This is a genomic window from Streptomyces sp. NPDC040545, from assembly GCF_055595065.1.
Map to the genome: position 1 here is coordinate 935,765 of NZ_JBVIWA010000001.1, position 22,312 is coordinate 958,076.

Annotated in this window: 23 protein-coding genes and 1 riboswitch; of the genes, 14 read left to right on the plus strand and 9 right to left on the minus strand. The window is 69.9% G+C overall.

The genetic code is table 11. From position 1 onward, the window contains the following. Positions 1 to 18: 18 nt before the first annotated feature. The 4 genes from ACZ573_RS04460 to ACZ573_RS04475 all read left to right on the plus strand — a co-directional run bounded on the left by ACZ573_RS04460 (position 19) and on the right by ACZ573_RS04475 (position 3,894). Positions 19 to 786, plus strand: coding sequence for an enoyl-CoA hydratase/isomerase family protein (locus tag ACZ573_RS04460; RefSeq protein WP_471298787.1), 768 nt, complete (start codon positions 19 to 21; stop codon positions 784 to 786). A 256-nt stretch (positions 787 to 1,042) separates the two neighbouring features. Then, complete coding sequence (locus tag ACZ573_RS04465) at positions 1,043 to 1,555, plus strand: ATP-binding protein (protein WP_301366375.1); 513 nt, start codon at positions 1,043 to 1,045, stop codon at positions 1,553 to 1,555. 363 nt (positions 1,556 to 1,918) lie between these two features. After that, on the plus strand, positions 1,919 to 2,710 hold the full coding sequence (locus tag ACZ573_RS04470) for a polysaccharide deacetylase family protein (protein ID WP_471298790.1): 792 nt from the start codon (positions 1,919 to 1,921) through the stop codon (positions 2,708 to 2,710). Then, the gene (locus ACZ573_RS04475; protein ID WP_471298793.1) at positions 2,707 to 3,894 is read left to right on the plus strand and encodes a YncE family protein; all 1,188 of its coding nucleotides are present in this window, start codon (positions 2,707 to 2,709) and stop codon (positions 3,892 to 3,894) included. The genes ACZ573_RS04470 and ACZ573_RS04475 overlap by 4 nt, the downstream gene beginning before the upstream one ends. Before the next feature lie 80 nt (positions 3,895 to 3,974). Here the strand turns inward: ACZ573_RS04475 and ACZ573_RS04480 are convergent, their stop codons facing one another. From ACZ573_RS04480 to ACZ573_RS04490, 3 genes are all read right to left on the minus strand, one after another. Beyond that, positions 3,975 to 4,928 carry a cytochrome P450 gene (locus ACZ573_RS04480; protein ID WP_471298795.1) on the minus strand — a complete coding sequence of 318 codons (954 nt, stop codon included), beginning with the start codon at positions 4,926 to 4,928 and terminating at the stop codon, positions 3,975 to 3,977. 118 nt (positions 4,929 to 5,046) lie between these two features. After that, on the minus strand, positions 5,047 to 5,211 hold the full coding sequence (locus ACZ573_RS04485; protein WP_471298798.1) for a hypothetical protein: 165 nt from the start codon (positions 5,209 to 5,211) through the stop codon (positions 5,047 to 5,049). Beyond that, complete coding sequence (locus ACZ573_RS04490) at positions 5,192 to 5,950, minus strand: tRNA-dependent cyclodipeptide synthase (RefSeq protein WP_471298800.1); 759 nt, start codon at positions 5,948 to 5,950, stop codon at positions 5,192 to 5,194. Before ACZ573_RS04490 ends, ACZ573_RS04485 begins: the two co-directional genes overlap by 20 nt. A gap of 256 nt (positions 5,951 to 6,206) precedes the next feature. Here ACZ573_RS04490 and ACZ573_RS04495 point away from each other — a divergent pair, with 256 nt between their 5' ends. Continuing rightward, the gene (locus tag ACZ573_RS04495) at positions 6,207 to 6,419 is read left to right on the plus strand and encodes an EF-hand domain-containing protein (RefSeq protein WP_030009288.1); all 213 of its coding nucleotides are present in this window, start codon (positions 6,207 to 6,209) and stop codon (positions 6,417 to 6,419) included. Between the two features lie 87 nt (positions 6,420 to 6,506). On the opposite strand, the gene ACZ573_RS04500 is transcribed toward ACZ573_RS04495, so the two are convergent. Next, the gene (locus ACZ573_RS04500; protein WP_471298803.1) at positions 6,507 to 7,055 is read right to left on the minus strand and encodes a PadR family transcriptional regulator; all 549 of its coding nucleotides are present in this window, start codon (positions 7,053 to 7,055) and stop codon (positions 6,507 to 6,509) included. A gap of 111 nt (positions 7,056 to 7,166) precedes the next feature. On the opposite strand from ACZ573_RS04500, the gene ACZ573_RS04505 reads away from it, so the two are divergent. Both ACZ573_RS04505 and ACZ573_RS04510 read left to right on the plus strand, forming a co-directional pair. Next, the gene (locus tag ACZ573_RS04505; RefSeq protein ID WP_471298806.1) at positions 7,167 to 7,880 is read left to right on the plus strand and encodes a flavodoxin family protein; all 714 of its coding nucleotides are present in this window, start codon (positions 7,167 to 7,169) and stop codon (positions 7,878 to 7,880) included. Between the two features lie 52 nt (positions 7,881 to 7,932). Continuing rightward, on the plus strand, positions 7,933 to 8,577 hold the full coding sequence (locus ACZ573_RS04510; protein WP_471298808.1) for a dihydrofolate reductase family protein: 645 nt from the start codon (positions 7,933 to 7,935) through the stop codon (positions 8,575 to 8,577). A 56-nt stretch (positions 8,578 to 8,633) separates the two neighbouring features. On the opposite strand, the gene ACZ573_RS04515 is transcribed toward ACZ573_RS04510, so the two are convergent. The 5 genes from ACZ573_RS04515 to gcvT form a co-directional block, all read right to left on the minus strand. Next, a complete protein-coding gene (locus tag ACZ573_RS04515) occupies positions 8,634 to 9,140 on the minus strand; it encodes an AMIN-like domain-containing (lipo)protein (RefSeq protein ID WP_471298811.1) in 507 nt (168 codons plus the stop codon). A 163-nt stretch (positions 9,141 to 9,303) separates the two neighbouring features. Further along, complete coding sequence (locus ACZ573_RS04520; protein ID WP_030009293.1) at positions 9,304 to 10,686, minus strand: L-serine ammonia-lyase; 1,383 nt, start codon at positions 10,684 to 10,686, stop codon at positions 9,304 to 9,306. Between the two features lie 338 nt (positions 10,687 to 11,024). Next, a complete protein-coding gene (gene glyA, locus ACZ573_RS04525) occupies positions 11,025 to 12,281 on the minus strand; it encodes a serine hydroxymethyltransferase (protein WP_301366366.1) in 1,257 nt (418 codons plus the stop codon). 17 nt (positions 12,282 to 12,298) lie between these two features. Further along, entirely contained in the window at positions 12,299 to 12,682 is a 384-nt protein-coding gene (gcvH, locus tag ACZ573_RS04530; protein ID WP_327383136.1) for a glycine cleavage system protein GcvH, read from the minus strand. A gap of 101 nt (positions 12,683 to 12,783) precedes the next feature. Beyond that, positions 12,784 to 13,899, minus strand: coding sequence for a glycine cleavage system aminomethyltransferase GcvT (gene gcvT / locus ACZ573_RS04535; protein ID WP_471298815.1), 1,116 nt, complete (start codon positions 13,897 to 13,899; stop codon positions 12,784 to 12,786). 175 nt (positions 13,900 to 14,074) lie between these two features. Then, positions 14,075 to 14,178: riboswitch (glycine riboswitch) on the minus strand. Positions 14,179 to 14,384: 206 nt separating this feature from the next. Between gcvT and ACZ573_RS04540 the strand changes: the two genes are divergently transcribed. The 7 genes from ACZ573_RS04540 (at position 14,385) to ACZ573_RS04570 (ending at position 22,312) form a co-directional block, all read left to right on the plus strand. Then, complete coding sequence (locus tag ACZ573_RS04540) at positions 14,385 to 15,041, plus strand: AAA family ATPase (protein ID WP_471298817.1); 657 nt, start codon at positions 14,385 to 14,387, stop codon at positions 15,039 to 15,041. A gap of 151 nt (positions 15,042 to 15,192) precedes the next feature. Continuing rightward, on the plus strand, positions 15,193 to 15,927 hold the full coding sequence (locus ACZ573_RS04545) for an enhanced serine sensitivity protein SseB (protein WP_471298820.1): 735 nt from the start codon (positions 15,193 to 15,195) through the stop codon (positions 15,925 to 15,927). A 94-nt stretch (positions 15,928 to 16,021) separates the two neighbouring features. Then, complete coding sequence (locus tag ACZ573_RS04550) at positions 16,022 to 16,762, plus strand: enhanced serine sensitivity protein SseB C-terminal domain-containing protein (RefSeq protein WP_301366361.1); 741 nt, start codon at positions 16,022 to 16,024, stop codon at positions 16,760 to 16,762. 419 nt (positions 16,763 to 17,181) lie between these two features. After that, positions 17,182 to 18,177, plus strand: coding sequence for an ABC transporter permease (locus ACZ573_RS04555; RefSeq protein WP_471298822.1), 996 nt, complete (start codon positions 17,182 to 17,184; stop codon positions 18,175 to 18,177). 78 nt (positions 18,178 to 18,255) lie between these two features. Further along, positions 18,256 to 20,004 (plus strand): ABC transporter substrate-binding protein, encoded by a 1,749-nt coding sequence (locus tag ACZ573_RS04560; RefSeq protein WP_471298825.1) that lies wholly within the window; start codon positions 18,256 to 18,258, stop codon positions 20,002 to 20,004. 152 nt (positions 20,005 to 20,156) lie between these two features. Next, a complete protein-coding gene (locus ACZ573_RS04565) occupies positions 20,157 to 21,164 on the plus strand; it encodes an ABC transporter permease (RefSeq protein ID WP_327737522.1) in 1,008 nt (335 codons plus the stop codon). An 83-nt stretch (positions 21,165 to 21,247) separates the two neighbouring features. Then, entirely contained in the window at positions 21,248 to 22,312 is a 1,065-nt protein-coding gene (locus ACZ573_RS04570; protein ID WP_471299082.1) for an ABC transporter ATP-binding protein, read from the plus strand.

Sequence of the window (22,312 nt, forward strand, 5' to 3'; positions counted from 1 at the left end):
GGCGCTAACCTGGCCCGTATGACCCTCTCTCTCGAAGTCTCCGAAGGCGTCGGCACCATCCGCCTGGACCGGCCGCCCATGAACGCCCTGGACATCGCCACCCAGGACCGGCTGCGCGAGCTCGCGGTGGAGGCGACCGACCGGGCGGACGTCCGCGCGGTCATCATCTACGGCGGCGAGAAGGTGTTCGCGGCGGGCGCGGACATCAAGGAGATGCAGACGATGGACCACGCGGCGATGGTCGCCCGGTCCCGCGCGCTCCAGGACGCGTTCACCGCCGTCGCCCGTATCCCCAAGCCCGTCGTCGCGGCCATCACCGGGTACGCGCTGGGCGGCGGGTGCGAGCTCGCGCTGTGTGCCGACTACCGGATCGCCGCCGACGACGCCAAGCTCGGCCAGCCCGAGATCCTGCTCGGCCTGATCCCGGGCGCGGGCGGCACCCAGCGGCTGTCCCGGCTGGTCGGACCGTCGAAGGCCAAGGACCTGATCTTCACCGGGCGGATGGTCAAGGCCGACGAGGCGCTGTCCCTCGGCCTGGTCGACCGGGTGGTGCCGGCCGCCGAGGTGTACGCGCAGGCGCACGCCTGGGCCGCCAAGCTGGCGCAGGGTCCGGCGATCGCGCTGCGCGCCGCCAAGGAGTGCGTGGACGCGGGTCTGGAGACCGACATCGACACCGGTCTCACCATCGAACGCAACTGGTTCGCGGGCCTGTTCGCCACCGAGGACCGTGAGCGCGGGATGCGCAGCTTCGTCGAAGAGGGCCCGGGCAAGGCGAAGTTCGTCTGAGCCGGAACCTCGCCCGAGGACCCCTGGTCCTCCCTGCGGGTGGATTAGCCAGGCCTTAAGGCAGCCTTAAGGAGAATGAGTGATCCACTCGCTGTGATCGCTTCCGTGCGATGCGTCACCGCAGGTCAAGGTAGGCGCCAGGGCACTCCGATTGCCTCCCGCATATGACAGGACACCCCCTTGGAGTGGTTGAATCCGGGGGGTGTTTTCCTGTGGAACGGCCCGGGAGGGCGGGTCGGCCGTCCATGATGGGTGCATGGCGGGCCTGGAGGGTGTGGAACAGCCGCGGCAGCGCGGCAGCGCTTCGGCGGTGCGGCTCACGGCGGCTGTTGAGGACGAACAAGGCCTCAAAGCACTGGAGTTGTACGGTAATCCGGCCGAGGCCGAAGTGACGCTGCCGTCCATGCCGGAGTCGGCGAGCACCGCGCGCCGGCTCACCCAGTGCGTGGTGGTCCGCCTCTGGGGCCTCTCGCCGCAGATCGCCGAGCATGCCGTCCTGCTGGTCTCGGAGCTCGTGGGCAACGCGGTCCGGCACACCGGGGCCCGCTCCTTCGGCTTACGCATGCTGCGCCGTCGCGGCTGGATCCGGGTGGAGGTGCGCGATCCCTCGCGCGGACTGCCCTGCCTGATGCCGGTCCACGAGATGGACACCACCGGCCGGGGTCTCTTCCTCGTCGACAAGCTGTCCGACCGCTGGGGCGCGGACCTGCTGCCGCGCGGGAAGATCACCTGGTTCGAGATGCGGGTCGCCGACCGCCAGAACGCCTGAAGCCCCCGTGCGCCGAGTGGGGCGGTGTGGGGGCTTCATGGGTGCGCCGAGGATCTAAGGGGGTGTGATCCTCGGCGTGGCGACTTCGCTCGGGTCAATGGGAAGTCGTGGTTCCGACTATGGCAGACGAGGGCCCGAACGCCAAAAGTCCCTACTTGGACATAAGTGGGCAAATCATAAGACTTTCTAGCTAAATCCTAGGTGAGGTGGGCCACTCACCTCGTAATCTATGAATAAGTATCGACTGCTCTGTGTGAATCGTTGATCACATAGCGACCCGACCACCCGGTTGGCCTCTTTTGGCGACCGTCTTGAATTGGGTCAATCATTACCTTCCGGGTCATCCACCCCTTAAATGGGCAGGTGCTCTCACAACCAGGCCGCCGCGCGGCCCTGCGTGCGGCCGCTCTCGGGACGGCCGGCGCCGCCGCGGCCGGCCTCACCGCCGCCTGCGGACCGGGTCGGCCCGCCACCGCGCCCTCCGGGCCGCCGCCGGGTCCGGCCCGGCCGGCACAGGCGGCTCCGGCGGCCGCCCCGCGCCGGTTCGCCGGGCAGCCCGTCGAGATCGGTCACGGTCCGCGCGACCGCCCCCGCGTCGCCCTCACCTTCCACGGCAACGGGGACCCCGCCATCGCCCGGGCGGTGCTGGCCGCGGCCGAGAAGGGGGGTGCGCGGGTCACCGTACTGGCCGTCGGAAGCTGGCTCGACGCACACCCGGAACTGGCCCGGCGCATCCTCGACGGCGGTCACGAGCTCGGCAACCACACCCAGCGCCACCTCGCGATCAACGGCATGCCCGAGGCGGAGGCCTACGCCGAGATCACCGGCTGCGCCCAGCGGCTCAAGCGGCTCACCGGATCCATCGGCACCTGGTTCCGGCCCTCCCAGACCCAGTACGCGACCCCCCTGGTCCAGAAACTGGCCCAGCGGGCGGGCTACCCGCACGTCCTCTCGTACGACGTGGACTCCCTCGACTTCACCTCGCCCGGCGCCGCGGCCGTCATCCGCACCGTCATCGGGACGATCCGGCCCGGATCGGTGGTGAGCCTGCACTTCGGCTACGCGGACACGGTCGACGCGATGCCTCCCCTCCTCGAAGAACTCGCGCGCCGCGAACTGCGCGCGGTGACCACCACGGAGCTGCTGACCCCATGACGACCACCCGCCTTCCCCGGACTGCCGGCGTGCTGCTGGCAGGTCTGGTCCTCGCCGCCCTGGCCGGCTGCGGATCAGCCGGCAAGGAACCCGCCGAGGCGCTCGGCACCAAGGGCCCGGCCAAGCCCGTCAAGGCCGCGCCGGCCGCCCCGCCCGGTCTGCCCGGCATGCCGCCCGTGCTCGATCCGGACGACGTCTACGCGGCGGACCGGCCGAACAAGCTCTCCCCCGTGGTCAAGGACTTCCCGTCCCGCGTCTACGTGCCGAACACCAACTCCAACACGGTGTCCGTCATCGACCCGACGACCTACCAGGTCATCGACACCATCCCGGTCGGGGTCCAGCCCCAGCACGTGGTCCCCTCCTGGGACCTGAAGACCCTGTGGGTCAACAACAACCGCGGTCACACCCTCACCCCGATCAACCCGGCCACCGGCGAGGCCGGAAAGCCGGTCGAGGTGCACGACCCGTACAACCTGTACTTCACGCCGAACGGCAAGTACGCCATCGTCATGGCCTCGATGGACAAGGAGCTCGTCTTCCGCGATCCGCACACCATGGACCGGGTGAAGACGGTGCCCGTGACCTGCTACGGGGTCAACCACGCCGACTTCTCCGCCGACGGGCGCTACTTCATCGTGAGCTGCGAGTTCTCCGGCGAACTCCTCAAGGTCGACACCGAGCGCATGGAGGTCGTCGGCCAGCAGAAGCTGCCGTTCGAGGGTGCCATGCCGCAGGACGTCAAGGTCTCCCCCGACGGGAAGACCTTCTACGTCGCGGACATGATGGCGCACGGCATGTGGGTGCTCAGCGGGGACAAGTTCGAGACCCCCAAACTGCTGCCCACCGGGAAGGGCTGCCACGGCCTCTACGTGAGCCGCGACTCCAAGGAGATGTACGTCTCCAACCGGGGTGAGGGCACCGTCTCGGTCTTCAACTTCCCCGAGAACAAGCTCACCAAGAAGTGGACGCTGCCGGACGGCGGCAGCCCCGACATGGGCGGGGTCTCCGCCGACGGCAAGGTGCTGTGGCTGTCGGGCCGTTACAACTCCGAGGTCTACGCCCTCGACACGCGGACCGGCAAGCAGATCGCCCGGATCCCGGTGGGCGGCGGCCCGCACGGACTCGCCGTGTACCCGCAGCCCGGCCGCTACTCCCTCGGCCACACCGGCATCTTCCGCTAGGCCGTCAGGGCGGTACGCAGCGGTGCCCCGGAAGCTCGCACAGCTCCCGGGACACCGCGGTCCACGCGCCGGACCACGGGCTACCAGGCGACCGGAAGCCGCTCCGGAAGCCGCTTGATGAAGCCCGTACGCCAGACGAGGTTCTCGGCGGGCACCGCGAGCCGCAGCCCGGGCAGCCGGTCGACCAGCACCTCCAGTGCGATCTCGGCATGGGCCCGGCCCAGCGCGGACGCCGGACAGAAGTGCCGGCCGGCACCGAAGGCGAGGTGGGGGTTGGCGCTCTCGCGCTCCAGGTCCAGCTCGTCCGGACGCTCGAAGGCCTCCGGGTCGAAGTTGGCCCCCTCCAGGAGGACGAGGACGAGCTGACCCTCCTTCACCAGCACGTCACCGACCTGGATGTCCGCCAGGGCGATGCGCGGCAGGCCGTCGCCGACGGACAGGTTCCAGCGCAGCAGCTCCTCCACCGCCCCGGCCGTGCGCTCAGGGTGCCGGCGCAGGTACCCGATCAGCTCGGGCCGCTGGAGCAGTGCGAGCACCGCGAGCGTGAGGAACGCGGAGGTGGAGACCGCGCCCGCACCGAAGAGGGAGACGGCGACCGTCGCGAACATGTCGTCGGTCAGGTGCGACGACTGCGGGTCCGCCCCCTTCAGCCCGGCGAACCTGCCGAGGAGCCCCGTACGCTCCTCGGGGGCCAGCGCGAGCTGGTCGTTCAGCCGGCCGGCGAAGTAGCCCACATCCTTGTACCAGTTGAGGGCGGAGTCGGCGAACGGCTCGCGCGCGGTCATGAACGCGACGTCCAGGCCCGACATCAGCCGGCGCCGGTCCTCGAACGGCACCCCCAGCACCTGGCAGTGCAGCGCCGCCGAGAACGGGTCGGCGAAGCCCGCCCGGAGGTCGGCCGGGCCGCCCTCCGCCACGAGCGCGTCGACGAGCTCGCCGGCCCGGGCGCGCAGCAGGTCCCGCAGCCCCTTCTGGCGGGGGTTCAGCGCCTTCATCACGGCGTTGCGCAGTCCGGCACTGTTGATGTTGCCCATGTTGTTGACGACCTCGGGCGGGATCGTCAGCGCGTACTGCCGCGGGACCCGGCGTTCGCCGTGTCCTTGAGGCTGAAGCGCTCGTCCTCCAGGACCTGCTTGGCCAGGGCGTAGCTGCTCACCAGCCAGGCCGGGTCCCCGGTGAGGGTGCGGACCCGGGCGACCGGCGCTTCTCGTGCAGCCAGGCGCACTCCTGCGGGAGCACGTCACCGCGCCGGGAGAGCGGGAAGTCCAGGAGCGGCCGCTCCGCGCTCCCCGGGCCCTCAAGCTGCTCGACGCTCATCGGCGGTCCTTCCGGTCGGTGCGTGGTCCGCGGTGCTCCCGGGCGCGGGGGCCTCGGGCCGTACGACGGCGTACGCCTGGTTGCGGGTCGCGCGCAGGCCCCCGCCGCGTGCGAACAGGACATCGGTCAGCGGCATCCTGACGTGGTAGGCCGCCACCGAGGACGGCACGTCGAGAATGCTCGGGGTGTCCACGAAGAACGGCAGCTCGGCCGCCATGTAATCGAAACAGACGCGCAACTGCTCGGCCGTGATCGATTCACCTTCCGGCAACTTGGAGCCGACGAAATGCAGGGCCATTTCCTCGCAGCCCTTGCGGAATTCGTCGTCGGTCTCCAGAAAATGGAGGACGCGCCGGTGCAGTAGTTGGTAGACGGGGTTCGACCGGAATTCGGAAAGTGCCCGAACGCGGATCTCGGCCTGTGGGGGCCCTGACTCCGCCACGCCCTTGAGGATCCGCCGCCGGACCGCCTTGATCTCTTTTGCCGCGCGCTTCTCCGCGTGCTTCCGGGTGTGGCCGAAGGCGGCGAACATGCGGTCCACGTGGAGGTCCGCGTAGACGAAGTCGACCTGTGCGAACCGGGCCGTGGCCCATCGGGCCAGGCCGGCGACGCGGTCGGCGCTGAAATAGCTGTTTCCGGGACTGACGCCGATGAGCACGTGATCGCCGTCTTCCCAGATATGTCGGCAGGTGCGGGTGAAGGGCAGAACTTCGAATGATGCATCAGCTGTGATCATCATCTGATCGATCGCCCTTGTTGCCACTTGTCCCTGGGAGCCCTGCGCTCCTGGTGTGGCGGCAATGCCAGTACGTTATGCCGTGGCCCCGGAGTGTGACAAGTGGAATCTTGATCTGTTCGGTCGGAATTGTCGATTCCGTATTACGGGGCGGTAATTGAAATCGTTTCTGCCGCTCGAACGGGACCCGGGGCGGGCGCGGGCCGGGACGGCCGCTACCCTGAGCCGGTCAACAAGGCATCAAGAAGGAGTGGACCCAGTGGCGGACATCGAGAGCGCACGGACGACGTTCGGCAAGTTCGACGTGAACGGTGACGGCTTCGTCACGGCCGACGAGTTCAAGGCGGCCATGGCGGCCATGGGCGACCCGTTCGTCACCGGCCCCGTCGCGGACGCCGTGATCGCTTCCAAGGACGCGAACGGCGACGGCCTGCTGAGCTTCGACGAGTTCTGGGCCTCCCTGAACAAGTAGTCCCTCCGCTGCCGCCCCGCCCCGGACCGCCGGAGCGGGGCGGCAGCGTGCGTCCGCGCCGGGCGCCGGCCAACGGGCCAGGCGGCGTCAGGCCTGCGGTCCGGACATGTCCTCGACCTCGCCCAGGGCCTCCTCCAGCCAGTGCAGCCAGAACGTCTCCAGGGCGATCCCGCCGTGCAGCACGAGCCGCCGCAGCCGGTCCTCCACGGCGTCCCGCCCCGGCGGGAAGTCCTTCTCCTCGATGGCCTCGTACTGCGCGAGCTGGCGCCGGTGCAGCTCCAGATGGCGCCGCAGCTCGGGACCGAGCCCCTGCGGCCCCACGACACCCGCCGCGCGGATCCGCAGCAGCAGCGGGTCGCGCATCGGCTTGGGGTCCTGGCTCTCGCCGACCCACCGGGCCAGCTCCGCGCCGCCCGCGGGCAGCACCTCGTACTCCTTCTTCTGCCCGCGCACCGGCACCTCGGTCGGCAGCTCCCGGATCAGCCCGGACTCCTCCAGCCGCCCCAGCTCGCGGTAGATCTGCTGGTGCGTCGCCGACCAGAAGTACCCGATCGACTTGTCGAACCGCCGGGTCAGCTCCAGCCCGGACGAAGGCTTCTCCAGCAGGGCGGTGAGGATGGCGTGCGGCAGCGACATGGCGCCATCCTAGGTTTGCGGCGGCGCCGGCTCCGACGCCGCCTCCGCGGGGCGCCCCCGGACGGGCGCGGCCCGCTGGCGGCGCCGACCCGCCGTGGCGAGGCTGGGGGTGTGGCTGCCGAATACGACTACTCGGACCTGACCGCCCTCTACGTGAACTGCACGCTCAAACGCTCACCCGAGACCAGCAACACCGAGGGCTTGATCGACCGGAGCCGCAGGGTCATGGAATCGGCCGGCACCCGGACCTCCCTCATCCGCGCCGTCGACCACGACATCGCGACCGGGGTGTGGCCCGACATGACCGAACACGGCTGGGAGAGCGACCAGTGGCCGGTCCTCTACAGCCAGATCATGGACGCCGACATCCTCGTCCTGTGCGGCCCCATCTGGCTCGGCGACAACAGCTCCGTGATGAAGCAGGTCATCGAGCGGCTCTACGCCTGCTCCTCGCTGCTGAACGAGCGGGGCCAGTACGCCTACTACGGGCGGGTCGGCGGCGCACTGATCACCGGCAACGAGGACGGCGTCAAGCACTGCGCCATGAACATCCTCTACAGCCTCCAGCACCTCGGCTACGTGATTCCGCCGCAGGCCGACGCGGGCTGGATCGGCGAGGCCGGGCCCGGACCCTCCTACCTGGACCCCGGCTCGGGCGGCCCCCAGAACGACTTCACCAACCGCAACACCGCCTTCATGTCCTGGAACCTCATGCACCTGGCCGCCCTGCTCAAGCGCTCGGGCGGCATCCCGCCGCACGGCAACCAGCGCGCGCAGTGGGACGCGGGCTGCCGCTCGGACTCCCCCAACCCCGAACACCGATGAGTTCTGCGTCCCGGGGCGGTCCCATGGTGGACGACACGACCGGAGGAAGCCCGTGGAGCAACTGCTGAGAGTCCAGAACTTCACCGTTTCGCGCGACGGATTCGGTGCCGGTGAGCACCAGAGCCTCGAGCGGCCGTTCGGCCACGCCGACCCCGGCGAGCTGTTCTTCTGGGCCGGAGCCACCGCGAGCTGGCCCAACCGCACCGACCCCGGTGGGAGCCGGGGTCTCGACGACTACTTCACCCGGGACTTCACGCACAACATCGGCGCCGAGATCATGGGCCGCAACAAGTTCGGTCCCCAGCGCGGGCCCTGGGCCGACCACGAGTGGCGCGGCTGGTGGGGTGAGGAGCCCCCGTTCCACACCCCCGTGTTCGTCATGACCCACCACCCGCGTCCCTCGTTCACGCTCTCCGACACCACCTTCCACTTCGTCGACGCCGACCCGGCCACGGTCCTCGACGGGGCGCGGGAAGCCGCGCAGGGCAAGGACGTCCGGCTCGGCGGCGGGGCCACCACCATCCGTGAGTTCCTCGACGCCGATCTCGTCGACACCCTGCACGTGGCGGTCGCCCCGGTGGAGATCGGAGCGGGGGTCAGACTCTGGGAGTCCCCCGAAGAGCTGCTCGACCGGTTCCACCTCGACGTCGTGCCCAGTGCGAGCGGGGTGACGCACCACCTGTTCTGGCGCAGGTGACGGCGGCGGGGCCCGGGGCGTGTGCGACGCCCCGGGCCCGTCGGTCAGGAGTGGGTTCAGTGCGCGATGTCCACGACGAACCGCTCCGGCGCGTGCAGGGTGTAGGCGCGGTAGTAGGGCAGGGTGTCGAAGGCGGCGCCGAAGGTCACGTACCCCTCGTAGTCGCCGGTCAGGGCGATGCCCTTGAGCTTGCTGAGGTCGATCTTCTGCAGCTTGGGCCCCTGGTAGACGCTCTGCCCCGCGTCGTTGTGCGCGGCGGCGGGGTGGAGCCGGATCTCCAGGAAGTACTTTCCGGGCAGCGGCACGGGCTTGCCGGAGCCGTCGTAGACCAGGTGCGGGACGGGGGTGACGGTGACCGCGGGGGCGTAGCCCTGGAGGTCGATGACGATGCGGTCGTACGTGGGGTGCCCGGCCCAGCGGGCGTTGACGACCAGCGGGGTCGGGGCCTGGGTTGCGGTGGCGAGTGTGGTGGAGGCCGAGGCAGGTGCGGCGAAGGAGAGGCAGGCGGCGAGCAGGGCGCCGGTTGCCAGGGCCACGAACTGCCGGAGACGGGCGTGGATCATGACGTCCCCTCGATTCTCGAGAGACGGGGACCGGTGGCACTACCGAGGACGCCCTCGGGGACCGCGCGGTTCCGCTTCCGCCCGCGTCCGTTCCCGGGATCCGTGGACGGAAAAGAGGGGCCCGGCGCACGCGCCGGGCCCCTCTCGCGTCACGCGGTGCGCGTCAGCACTCGATGACGTTGACCGCGAGGCCGCCGCGGGCGGTCTCCTTGTACTTGACCTTCATGTCGGCGCCGGTCTCCTTCATGGTCTTGATGACCTTGTCGAGGGACACCTTGTGGCTGCCGTCGCCGCGCATCGCCATCCGCGCCGCGGTGACGGCCTTGACCGCCGCCATGCCGTTGCGCTCGATGCAGGGGATCTGCACCAGGCCGCCGACCGGGTCGCAGGTCAGACCGAGGTTGTGCTCCATGCCGATCTCGGCCGCGTTCTCGACCTGCTCCGGGGTGCCGCCGAGGACCTCGGCGAGGGCACCGGCCGCCATCGAGCAGGCGGAGCCCACCTCGCCCTGGCAGCCGACCTCGGCGCCGGAGATCGAGGCGTTCTCCTTGAACAGCATGCCGATCGCGCCGGCGGCGAGGAGGAAGCGGACCACGCCGTCCTCGTCCGCGCCCGGCACGAAGTTCATGTAGTAGTGGAGCACGGCGGGCAGGACGCCCGCGGCGCCGTTGGTCGGCGCGGTCACGACCCGGCCGCCGGCCGCGTTCTCCTCGTTGACCGCCATCGCGTAGATCGTCGCCCACTCGCTGCGGTGCAGCATCGGGTCGCCCTCGGTGCGCAGCTGGCGCGCCGTGGCGGCGGCCCGGCGCTTGACCCGCAGACCGCCCGGGAGGATGCCCTCACGGGACATGCCGCGCGAGACGCAGGACTGCATGACGCGCCAGATCTCCAGGAGGCCCTCGCGGATCTCCTCCTCCGTGCGCCAGGCCTTCTCGTTCTCCAGCATCAGCGAGGAGATCGACAGGCCGGTCTCGTTCGCCAGGCGCAGCATCTCGTCGCCGGAGCGGAAGGGATACTTCAGCACCGTGTCGTCGAGCTTGATCCGGTCCTCGCCGACCGCGTCCTCGTCCACGACGAAGCCGCCGCCGACCGAGTAGTAGGTCTTCTCCAGCAGCGGGGTGCCGGCGCTGTCGTACGCGAAGAGCGTCATGCCGTTCGCGTGGTACGGCAGGGAGCGCCGGCGGTGCAGGATCAGCTGGTTCGGCTCGTCGAAGGCGATCTCGTGGACATCGCCTATCTCCGCGCCCAGCAGCCGCAGCCGGCCGCTCTTGCGGATGCGCTCGACCTCGTCGTCGGCGGTCTCGACGTTCACCGTGCGGGGGGAGTGGCCCTCCAGACCGAGCAGCACCGCCTTGGGGGTGCCGTGACCGTGGCCGGTCGCGCCGAGGGATCCGAAGAGCTCGGCCCGGACGGAGGTGGTCTGGGCCAGCACGCCGTCCTTCTTCAGCCGCGTCACGAACATGCGCGCGGCCCGCATCGGACCGACCGTGTGGGAGGAGGAGGGACCGATACCGATGGAGAAGAGATCGAAGACGGAGATGGCCACGGTGGCGGACTCCCTTGTCTGCTCGTGGGGTGGGAGGGGGCAGGAGAGGAGAAGTGGATTATTCGGATTTTGTCCGGTAGACGAGCTTAACGCGGCGAAGTGAACGTCCCGGCTGCCGGACGAGGTGGGAAGGATTACGCGGACAGGTCGGCCGGGTGTCCGGGGCCGTGGGCCGGTGCGGGCCGCGGGGCGCCGTGGCCGCCGTGAGTCGCAGGGGCGGGGGCGGGGGCGGGCGCCCGCCGCGACGGGGGGAGGGGGTGTCGGGCCCCGGTCATGAGGAGGGCCCGGCCTGTGCGGGAACAAGGCCGGGCCCTCCGTGGCCGTCGGCCGGACGCCGGTTAGAGCGTCGGGTACAGCGGGAACTTCGCGGCCAGCGCGGAGACGCGAGCCTTCAGGGCCTCGCTGTCGTACGCGGGCTTCAGCGCCTGCGCGATGATCTCGGCGACCTCGGTGAAGGCCTCGGCGTCGAAACCGCGGGTGGCCAGGGCCGGCGTACCGATCCGCAGACCCGAGGTGACCATCGGCGGCCGCGGGTCGTTCGGGATGGCGTTGCGGTTGACCGTGATGCCGACCTCGTGGAGGCGGTCCTCGGCCTGCTGACCGTCCAGCTCGGAGTTGCGCAGGTCGACCAGGACCAGGTGCACGTCGGTGCCACCGGTGAGGACGTCCACGCCCACGGCCTTGACGTCGTCCTGGACCAGGCGGGCGGCGAGGATCTTCGCACCCTCCAGGGTGCGCTCCTGGCGCTCCTTGAACTCGGGCGAGGCCGCGACCTTGAAGGAGACCGCCTTGGCCGCGATCACGTGCTCCAGCGGGCCGCCCTGCTGACCCGGGAAGACCGCGGAGTTGATCTTCTTGGCCAGCTCCTGCGTCGACAGGATGACACCGCCGCGCGGACCGCCGAGGGTCTTGTGCGTGGTGGTGGTGACGACGTGGGCGTGCGGCACCGGGTTCGGGTGCAGACCGGCGGCGACCAGGCCGGCGAAGTGTGCCATGTCGACCATCAGGTACGCGCCGACCTCGTCCGCGATGCGGCGGAAGGCGGCGAAGTCCAGCTGGCGCGGGTAGGCGGACCAGCCGGCGACGATCAGCTGCGGCTTGGACTCCTTGGCGAGGCGCTCGACCTCGGCCATGTCCACCTCGCCGGTCTCGTCGACGTGGTACGGGACCACGTTGTAGAGCTTGCCGGAGAAGTTGATCTTCATGCCGTGGGTCAGGTGACCACCGTGGGCCAGGTTGAGACCCATGATCGTGTCGCCCGGCTTCAGCAGCGCGAACATCGCGGCGGCGTTGGCCTGCGCACCGGAGTGCGGCTGGACGTTCGCGGCCTCGGCGCCGAACAGCGCCTTGATGCGGTCGATCGCGATCTGCTCGACGACGTCGACGTGCTCGCAGCCACCGTAGTAACGGCGGCCGGGGTAGCCCTCGGCGTACTTGTTGGTCAGGACCGAGCCCTGGGCCTCCATGACGGCGACCGGAGCGAAGTTCTCCGACGCGATCATTTCCAGGGTGGACTGCTGGCGCGCGAGCTCGGCGTCGACGGCGGCGGCGACGTCCGGGTCGAGCTCGTGCAGAGGGGTGTTGAGAACAGACATCAGGATCCCCTGGGGTGTCAGTTGTCGGAGTGGGTGAGCGCGGCGTACTCCTCGGCGGAGAGCAGGTCGGCCGGCTCCTCCGCGATGCGCACCTTGAACAGCCAGCCACCCTCGAACGGGGCGGTGTTGACGAGCGCCGGGTCGTCCACGACGTCCTGGTTGGACTCGACGACCTCGCCGGTGACGGGGGAGTACAGGTCGCTGACCGACTTGGTCGACTCCAGCTCGCCACAGGTCTCGCCCGCGGTCACCGTGTCGCCGACCTCGGGGAGCTGGGCGTAGACGACGTCACCGAGCGCGTTGGCCGCGAACTCCGTGATGCCGACCGTCGCGACGCCGTCCTCGGCGGTCGACAGCCACTCGTGCTCCTTGCTGTAACGCAGCTGCTGGGGGTTGCTCATGACCTGATTCTCCTGGATGCGGGGGAGTGGATACGAACTGCGGTCTTGGGTACTGAGACGGCGCCGTGCGGGTTCCCGGACGGCGGACGTGGTGCGTGGGGCTACTTCTGCCGCTTGTAGAACGGCAGCGCCACAACCTCGTACGGCTCATGCGTACCGCGAATGTCGACGCCGACGCCGGACGTGCCGGGCGCGGCGTGTGCCGCGTCCACGTACGCCATCGCGATCGGCTTGCCCAGCGTCGGGGACGGGGCGCCGGAGGTGACCTCGCCGATGACCTGACCGTCGGCGACGACCGGGAACCCGGCGCGCGGGACGCGGCGGCCCTCGGCGATCAGACCGACCAGCTTGCGCGGCGGGTTCGTGGCGGCGCGCTCGGCGGCGCCCTCCAGCGCGGCGCGGCCGACGAAGTCGCCCTCCTTCTCGAACTTCACGACCCGGCCCAGGCCCGCGTCGAACGGGGTGAGGGAGGTGGTCAGCTCGTGCCCGTACAGCGGCATGCCCGCTTCCAGGCGCAGGGTGTCGCGGCAGGACAGGCCGGCCGGGACCAGGCCGACGCCCTCGCCGGCCTTGGTCAGCGCCTGCCACAGCTCCACGGCGTGCTCGGGGGCGACGAACAGCTCGAAGCCGTCCTCGCCCGTGTAGCCGGTGCGCGCGATCAGCGCGGGCACGCCGGCGACGGTGCCCGGCAGGCCGGCGTAGTACTTCAGGCCGTCCAGGTCGGCGTCGGTCAGGGACGCCAGGATGCCGGGGGACTCCGGGCCCTGCACGGCGAGCAGCGCGTACGCGTCGCGGTCGTCGCGGACCACGGCGGCGAAGCCGGCGGCGCGCTCGGTGAGGGCGTCCAGGACGACCTGGGCGTTGGAGGCGTTGGCGACGACCATGTACTCGGTCTCGCCGAGGCGGTAGACGATCAGGTCGTCGACGATCCCGCCGTCCTCCTGGCAGATGTGCGTGTAGCGGGCGCGGCCGACGCCGACAGTGGAAATGTTGCCGACCAGCGCGTAGTCCAGGGCCTTGACGGCCTCGGGGCCGGTCAGCGTGATCTCGCCCATGTGGGACAGGTCGAAGAGACCGGCCTTGGTGCGTACGGCGTTGTGCTCGTCGCGCTCGCTGGCGTACCGCAGCGGCATGTCCCAGCCCGCGAAATCGGTCATGGTCGCACCGAGCGAGCGGTGCAGCGCATCGAGGGCGGTCAGGCGGGGGGCAGTGCTCATGGGTGTGGCTCCCGGGTCCCAGGGCATCGACATGACATGACGAGGACGTTCCTCCCCATCTGTCATCGGAACCTGAGAGGTTCGCCGAGAGTTCCGCCGATCAGCAGATCGCCGGTTCTTCTCATCGACTTGCACCTTGGGTGGAGCTGCGCAGCAGCTCGCTTTTCAGATCTGCCTCATCCACGCGGTACGGGGCCTGAGAGATTCAAGGGAGGTTCTTGCTCCTTCGGCGCCCGCGCACGGCCTTGCGGCGTGCCGGGACTCTCCCGCGCGGATTCAAGCGGCCGGTATGCAGTTGGTCCAGATGGCGCACATCATTGCACGCCATGCCCGAGATCGGGCGGCGGGGTCCGAAAGTTCGTACGGCCCTCCGAAGGGCCGGACCGGAACCGGGGCCGCCGGATTACCGTCTCTTTACACTCAGTGGGCAAGGGTCCTGGTGACCCGATTCGGGGGAGGCGAACACTGTGCGGAGATTCGGAGTGGTGACGACGACGGGAACCGTGGAGGCGGTACCCGCGCAGCGCGGCGCGCGCGGGCGCGGCCGGGCGGCCGACACCGGCCTCGGCCTCGTACGCGACCTGCGCGGACCGGCCGGGCGCGCCCCCCGCCGGCTCGGCTTCGCGGACGGGGACATCGTCGTGGTGTCCGGCCTGCCCGGCGGCGGCAAGAGCACGCTGATCAAGCGGGCGGCCGCCGAGGGCGGGGCCGTGGACTCCCAGGACACCCGTGAGCGCTGGGAGCGCCGCATGCCTGCGGCACTGCCGTACGCGGTGTACCGGCCGCTGGTGCGCGCCGCGCACTACTGGGGGCTGTGGCGGATCCTGCGCTCCGGGGCCTCCGTCGTCGTCCACGACTGCGGTACGCAGGCCTGGGTACGCGGCCTGCTCGCGGCCGCCGCGCGCCGCCGGGGCCGGGCGCTGCACCTGCTCCTGCTGGACAGCAGCCCCGAGGAGGCCCTCTCCGGTCAGGCCGCGCGCGGCCGCCGGGTCTCCGCCTACGCCTTCGCCCGCCACCGCGGCGCGGTGACCCGGCTGCTCCGCGACGCCGAAGCGGGCCGGCCGCCCGCGGGCTGCGCCTCGGCGACCCTGCTGGACCGGGCCTCGGCCGCGACGGTTACCCGTATAGCCTTCACCGCCTGACCGGATCAAGCCCCGCCGGCGTTCGGGGCGCGGGGTTCGGGGCGGAGCCCCGGTCTTTTCGGCGCCGGCCGAACCCCGGCGGAGCGGCCGCGCGCGGGGCCGGTACCCTGCGGGGCGACACGCGCGGGAAACAAGACAGAGGCAGGGGCAGATGCAGGGCAGCGGCTGGCCGGGGAATGAGCTGGAGCAGGTGCTCGGAGCGGCACTCGGGCAGCCGGACGCCGGGGGGCGGATCCTGGAGGTCCTCGGGCGCAGCCAGGTCTGGGTCCCCCTGCCGGGCGGGGGCGCCCCGACGACGGCCGGCCTCGACCTGCCCACCATGGACATCGGCGGGGCGGCGTACGTCCCCGTCTACAGCTCCGAGGCCCAGTTCTTCGCCTGCGTCGGCCCCGGCATGGACTTCGCGGTGGCTCCGGCCGTCGAGTTCGCCCGCGGCCTGCCCCCGCAGCTCGGCATCGCCCTCAACCCCGAGGGGGCCGTCGGCGTACCGCTCCCGCCGCCCGCCGTCGCGGAGCTCTGCCGCAGCGGCCGGACCCCGCTCGACGGCCCGGCCACCGGCGGCCGGGTCCGGCTCTTCGAGCCCGACTGGCAGGACGATCCGGTGGATTTCCTCGCCGCCGCCACCGAGGAGTTCCGGGCCACCGGGGTGGTCGCCGCCGCGCACCGCTGCCTCGCCAGCGTCGAGGGCGGGGCGCCCCAGCTGTTCGTCGGTGTCCGCCTGGTGGGATGGGAACCCGAGATGCAGGCCGCGCCGATGGAGGCCCTCGGAAGGGCCCTGACCCGTGTCCCGCCGCCGTGGCCGGTGCAGTTGATCCTGCTGGACGCCGTCCAGGACCCGGTCACGGACTGGATTCGTGAGCGCGTACGCCCCTTCTACCTGCCGTAGGGCCGCTTAAGCTGGTTACATCTCCTGGCCGCACGCGCGACTGCCGGTTCGGAGGACACGCGTGGAGCGACGGGCGGACGAAGAGGGGTTCCGGGTGAGTGCGTCAGGCACGGCCGCGGCCGGGCAGGTCGAGCACATGATGCGCCAGGTGACTCCCGGGCGCTACGAGAGTTACGAGTCACTCCTGCACGCTCTCTCCGAGGGCCGGCTGTGGATGCTGCTCTGGCAGGGGCAGCCGGGCTCCCCGGACGCCCAGTACGGCGGCATGGAGGTCGAGAGCCTCGGCTACGCGCCCTGCGTCACCTCCCCCCAGGAGCTGGCCGCCAGCGGCTGGAACCGGGGCTACGAGGTCGTCACCGGGCGGGACATCGCCCGCGCGCTGTACCCGGACCGCTGGGGCCTGTGGCTCAACCCGCACGCCCAGGGCGGTGGCCTCGGCGTGCCCTGGGCGGACCTGCGCCGGATCGCCACCGGCCTGGACCGGATGCCGGCCGGCCCGCTGCGCCTCTCGGAGCCCGCGATCGAGCTCCCGCAGTTCTACGGCCTGCTGACCCAGCACGCGCACCGCACCCCGGCCGTGCGGTCGCTGCGCCGCGCGTGGGTGCAGCCCGCGCTCGGCTCCCCGTACCTCGCGGTCGGGCTCGACCTGTACGACGCCTCCGCGCCCGCGCTGGAATCCGTACGGGAGATGATGCGGCAGTCGGTCGGGGTGGTCCCCGAGGGCGTCCCGGTGTGCACGGTCGCACTCGGGGACGAGCACGACCCCGTCGCCATGTGGCTGCGCGCGCAGACCCGGCCCTTCTACGACCGTGAAGGCCAGGCGCCGGCGTACTGACCCGTATCCGAATATCGAGACATCCTTCTCGAAGGCCGCACCGATCCCATCGGTGCGGCCTTCGGCATATCCGGTGAATCCGCCCAAGATCCATGCTCGAAAGGGCAGTTGGGCCGGATGTCCGTTCCGTGCAGAACGGGCGGTGTTTCACCGCTCACCAGATCCCGGGGTTCGGATAACGGAAGGTGTAGGCGTAGATCACGGTTGCGCATCACATCCCCGGGGGGTCTGGCGGGCGCTCGAGAGGGCGTTGAAGACTCCACCCCACCGAAGGCCGGTCCATCTCGCGAACACCAGCTCTTCACGTGCACTTCCGGCACATTTCGTGCCAATCGCACCACCAGCGACGCCGATTGAACCAAGCCGCCACAGCGGCGGGCATGGGCCGACCGATGTCGGCCGAGAGGGGTCCCACCACGATGACGGCACCACTGCAGGACACCAGCGCGGCCGAGCCCGCGGCCGTGGCCACCTCCGAGGTTCCGCGCAAGGCGATCGAGGGACGGTCGCTCGGCCGTATCGCGTGGACCAGACTCAAGCGCGACAAGGTGGCGATGGCCGGCGGCATCGTCGTGCTGCTGCTGGTGGTCCTGGCCATGCTCTCGCAGCCGATCCAGTGGATCTTCGGGCTGGACCCGGACGCCCTGCACCAGGACCTCATCGATCCTTCCCTGGCCACCCCCGTGGGCTCCTTCGGCGGCATCAGCTGGGAGCACCCGCTGGGCGTGGAGCCGAAGTTCGGCCGCGACATCGCCACCCGCATCCTGGAAGGCTCCTGGGTCTCCCTGCTGGTCGCCTTCGGATCGACCGTGCTCTCGGTGTTCATCGGCTCCGTCCTGGGCGTCGTCGCCGGGTACTACGGAGGCTGGGCCGACACGGTGATCAGCCGCATGATGGACACCTTCCTCGCCTTCCCGCTGCTGCTCTTCGCGATCTCCATCTCGGCCGCCCTCCAGGGCGGGGCCTTCGGCCTCGAAGGACTGCCGCTGCACATCAGCGTGCTGATCTTCGTGATCGGCTTCTTCAGCTGGCCCTACATCGGACGCATCGTGCGCGGCCAGACCCTCTCGCTGCGTGAGCGGGAGTTCGTCGACGCGGCCCGCAGCCTCGGCGCCCGCGGCCCCTTCATCGTCTTCCGCGAGCTGCTCCCGAACCTGATGGCGCCGATCCTCGTCTACTCCACGCTGCTCATCCCGACCAACATCCTCTTCGAGGCCTCCCTGAGCTTCCTCGGCGTGGGTATCCAGCCGCCGCAGGCCTCATGGGGCGGAATGCTCAGCTCCGCGGTGGCCTACTACAAGGTCGACCCGATGTTCATGGTCGTCCCGGGCATGGCGATCTTCGTCACCGTGCTCGCCTTCAACCTCCTCGGCGACGGCTTGCGCGACGCCCTGGACCCCAAGAGCTCGCGCTGACCCTCCCGTTCCTCGGGCACCCGGCCGAGGCTCCGCCAGTACCCACCATCACTCCGAATCAGGGGGCATCACTCCGCCATGAGAAGCAGGTCGAGAACAGCCGCGGTGCTTGCCGCCGCCATCACCGTCGCCCTCACCGCCTCCGCCTGCAATGGTGGTGACAAGACCGGCGGCGACGACAAGTCGGCGGGCGCCAACGCCGCCGTCAAGGCCGTGGTCAACGCCTCGGACAAGAAGGGCGGGACGGTCGTCTACGAGGCGTCCGACACCCCCGACTCCTTCGACCCCGGCAACACGTACTACGGCTTCGTCTTCAACTTCAGCCGCCTGTACGCCCGTCCGCTGACGACCTTCGCGCCCGCCCCGGGCGCCGAGGGCAACAAGGTGGTCCCGGACCTCGCCGAGAGCCTCGGCGTGCCGAGCGACGGCGGCGCGACCTGGACGTACAAGCTGCGCAAGGGCGTCAAGTACAGCGACGGCTCGGCGGTCACCTCCAAGGACGTCAAGTACGCGGTCGAGCGCAGCAACTTCGCGCGTGACGTGCACTCCAACGGCCCGAACTACCTCGCGCAGTACCTCAAGAACAACGAGACCCCGTACGAGGGCCCGTACAAGGACAAGTCCGACACCGGACTGCAGTCCATCGAGACCCCCGACGACCAGACGATCATCTTCAAGCTGAAGCAGCCCTTCGCCGAGTTCGACTACCTGCTGGCGAACCCGCAGTCGGCCCCCGTGCCGAAGGCCAAGGACAACGGCGCGGACTATGTGAAGAACATCGTCTCCTCGGGCTCGTACATGTTCGAGAGCTACGAGCACGACAAGCAGGCCGTCCTGGTCCGCAACCCCAACTGGGACGCCTCCACGGACCCGCTGCGCAAGCAGCTCCCGGAGAAGATCGTCGTCAAGCTGAAGGTCAACCAGGAGACGATCGACTCCAACCTGAAGGCCGGCAACACCCACATCGACATCGTCGGTAACGGTGTGGCCCAGCAGACCCAGACCGAGCTGCTGACCTCGAAGGACCCCAACACCGACAACGCCGAGGGTGGTCGCCTGGTCTACATGGCGATGAACACCAAGGTGGCGCCCTTCGACAACGTCGAGTGCCGCAAGGCGGTCCAGTACGCGATCGACAAGGTGTCGGTGCAGACCGCCTTCGGCGGCCCCATCCGCGGCGCCATCGCCAGCACCGTCCTGCCGACCGACATCCCCGGTCACGTGGACTTCAACACCTACAAGACCCCGGACGACAAGGGTGACGAGGCCAAGGCCAAGGCCGCGCTGACCGCCTGCGGTCAGCCGAACGGCTTCGAGACCACCATCACCGCGCGCAACGACCGCGCCGGCGAGGTCGACATGGCCACGGCCATCCAGGCGTCCCTGAAGAAGATCGGGATCACGGTCAAGATCCAGCAGTTCCCGGCCGGCAAGTACTTCAGCGACTACGCGGGCGTCCCGAAGTTCACCGAGGACAACAAGATCGGCCTCATGATGATGCAGTGGGGCGCCGACTGGCCGAGCGGCTTCGGCTTCCTCCAGCAGGTCGTCCACGGTGACGCGATCAGCAAGACGGGCAACACCAACCTGTCGCAGCTGAACGACCCCGAGATCAACAAGATGCTGAACGACAACATCGCCAACACCGACTCCGCCGCCCGCGAGAAGGTCTACGGCGAGATCGACAAGAAGGTCATGGACCAGGCGGTCATCGTGCCCCTGACCTACTTCAAGGTCCTGCACTACCGCTCGCCCAAGCTCACCAACGTGGTCTCCAACCCGGCGTGGAGCGGTCAGTACGACTACCTCAACATCGGCCTGAAGTAACCCCGGACGTCAAGTCCTCAGGCAGTTCGACCCTCTCAGCCAGATCTGCCAGAACCGTGGAAGGCAGGTGAAGGCAGCAGTGCGCGCGCCGGTCCGTCCCGCGCCCCCGACCGGGGTGCGGGGCGGACCGGCGGACGCCGAAGCCGACCCCCGTGTTTGTGTACATCGTCCGGCGGCTGTTCGCCGCGGTGTTCCTGCTGCTAGTTGTCAGCGCGATCACCTTCGCGATCTTCTTCCTGCTGCCCCGGCTGGCCGGCGGCACGGCCGACTCGCTGGCCACCCAGTACGTGGGCAAGAACCCCTCGCCCGAGTCCATCGCCGCGGTCAAGAAGAACCTCGGTTTCGACCAGCCCCTGTACGCGCAGTACTGGGACTTCCTGCGGGGCATCTTCGCGGGCCGCGAGTTCAACTACGGCCCCGACCCCTCGCAGTGCAGCGCCCCCTGCCTCGGCTACTCCTTCAAGGACCACGTCGAGGTCTGGCCCGACATCGTCAACCGGCTCCCCATCACCGCCTCCCTCACCCTGGGAGCGGCCGTCATCTGGCTGATCACCGGTGTGACCACGGGCGTGGTCTCGGCCCTGCGGCCGGGCTCGCTCTTCGACCGGCTCGCGATGGGCGTGGCCCTCGCCGGCGTCTCGCTGCCGATGTTCTTCACCGGCACGCTCTCGCTGGCCGTCTTCGTCTTCAACTGGCCCGTGTTCACCAATGTGTACGTGGACTTCTCCGAGGATCCGGCCGCCTGGTTCCAGGGGCTGGTCCTGCCCTGGAGCACACTGGCCTTCCTCTACTCCGCGCTCTACGCCCGGCTCACCCGGGCCGGAATGCTGGAAACCATGAGTGAGGACTACATCCGCACCGCGCGCGCCAAGGGCCTGCGCGAACGGGTGGTCATCACCCGCCACGGGCTGCGCTCCGCGCTGACCCCGATCGTGACCATCTTCGGCATGGACTTCGGGCTGCTCCTCGGCGGCGCCATCGTCACCGAGACGGTCTTCTCGTACCACGGCATCGGTGAGTACGCGTATCACGCCATCGCGGTGAACGACCTGCCGAAGATCCTCGGGGTGACCCTCTTCGCCGGAGCCTTCATCGTGCTGTGCAACCTGGTGGTGGACCTCGTCTACGCCATCATCGACCCGAGGGTGAGGCTGTCGTGACCGATCCGACTCCGAAGGGGAACGAGGCCGGCGCGTCCGCCGCCGCCGACGGTGCCGGGCACACCGCCACCGCCACGGCGCTCGTGGCGGGACCGGGCGACGGCCCTCCCTCCGAGGCCTTCCTCGACGTACGCGACCTCAAGGTCCACTTCCCCACCGACGACGGCGTCGTCAAGTCCGTCGACGGGCTCTCCTTCCAGCTGGAGAAGGGCCAGACCCTCGGCATCGTGGGCGAGTCCGGCTCCGGCAAGTCGGTCACCTCGCTGGCCGTCATGGGCCTGCACCGGGCGGGCAACGCCGACCGCTCCAACGTGGAGATGTCGGGCGAGATCTGGCTCGGCGGCAAGGAACTGCTGTCCGCCGATCCCGAGGAAGTGCGCCGGCTGCGGGGCCGCGACATGGCGATGATCTTCCAGGATCCGCTGAGCGCGCTGCACCCGTACTACACGATCGGCGCCCAGATCGTGGAGGCGTACCGCGTCCACAACGACGTGGACAAGAAGACGGCGCGCAAGCGGGCCGTCGAGATGCTCGACCGGGTGGGCATCCCCGAGCCGGGCAAGCGCGTGAACGACTATCCGCACCAGTTCTCCGGCGGCATGCGCCAGCGCGCGATGATCGCGATGTCGCTGGTCAACAACCCCGACCTGCTGATCGCGGACGAGCCGACCACGGCCCTGGACGTCACCGTGCAGGCGCAGATCCTGGACCTGATCCGCGATCTGCAGAAGGAGTTCGGCTCCGCCGTCATCATGATCACGCACGACCTCGGCGTGGTCGCGGAGATGGCCGACGAGATCCTCGTGATGTACGGCGGCCGGTGCGTCGAGCGGGGCACCGCCGAGAAGGTCTTCTACGAGCCCCGCCACCCCTACACCTGGGGCCTGCTGGGCTCGATGCCGCGCATCGACCGCGAGCAGAGCGAGCGCCTCATCCCGGTCAAGGGCTCCCCGCCCAGCCTCATCAACATCCCCGACGGCTGCGCCTTCAACCCGCGCTGCCCGTACGCCGACGTGCCCAAGGGCAACGTGACGCGTACGGTCCGGCCCGAGCTCACCGAGGACGACAGCCGCCACTGGTCCGCCTGCCACATGTCGCAGGACGAGCGGACCCGGATCTGGACCGAAGAGATTGCGCCGAAGCTGTGA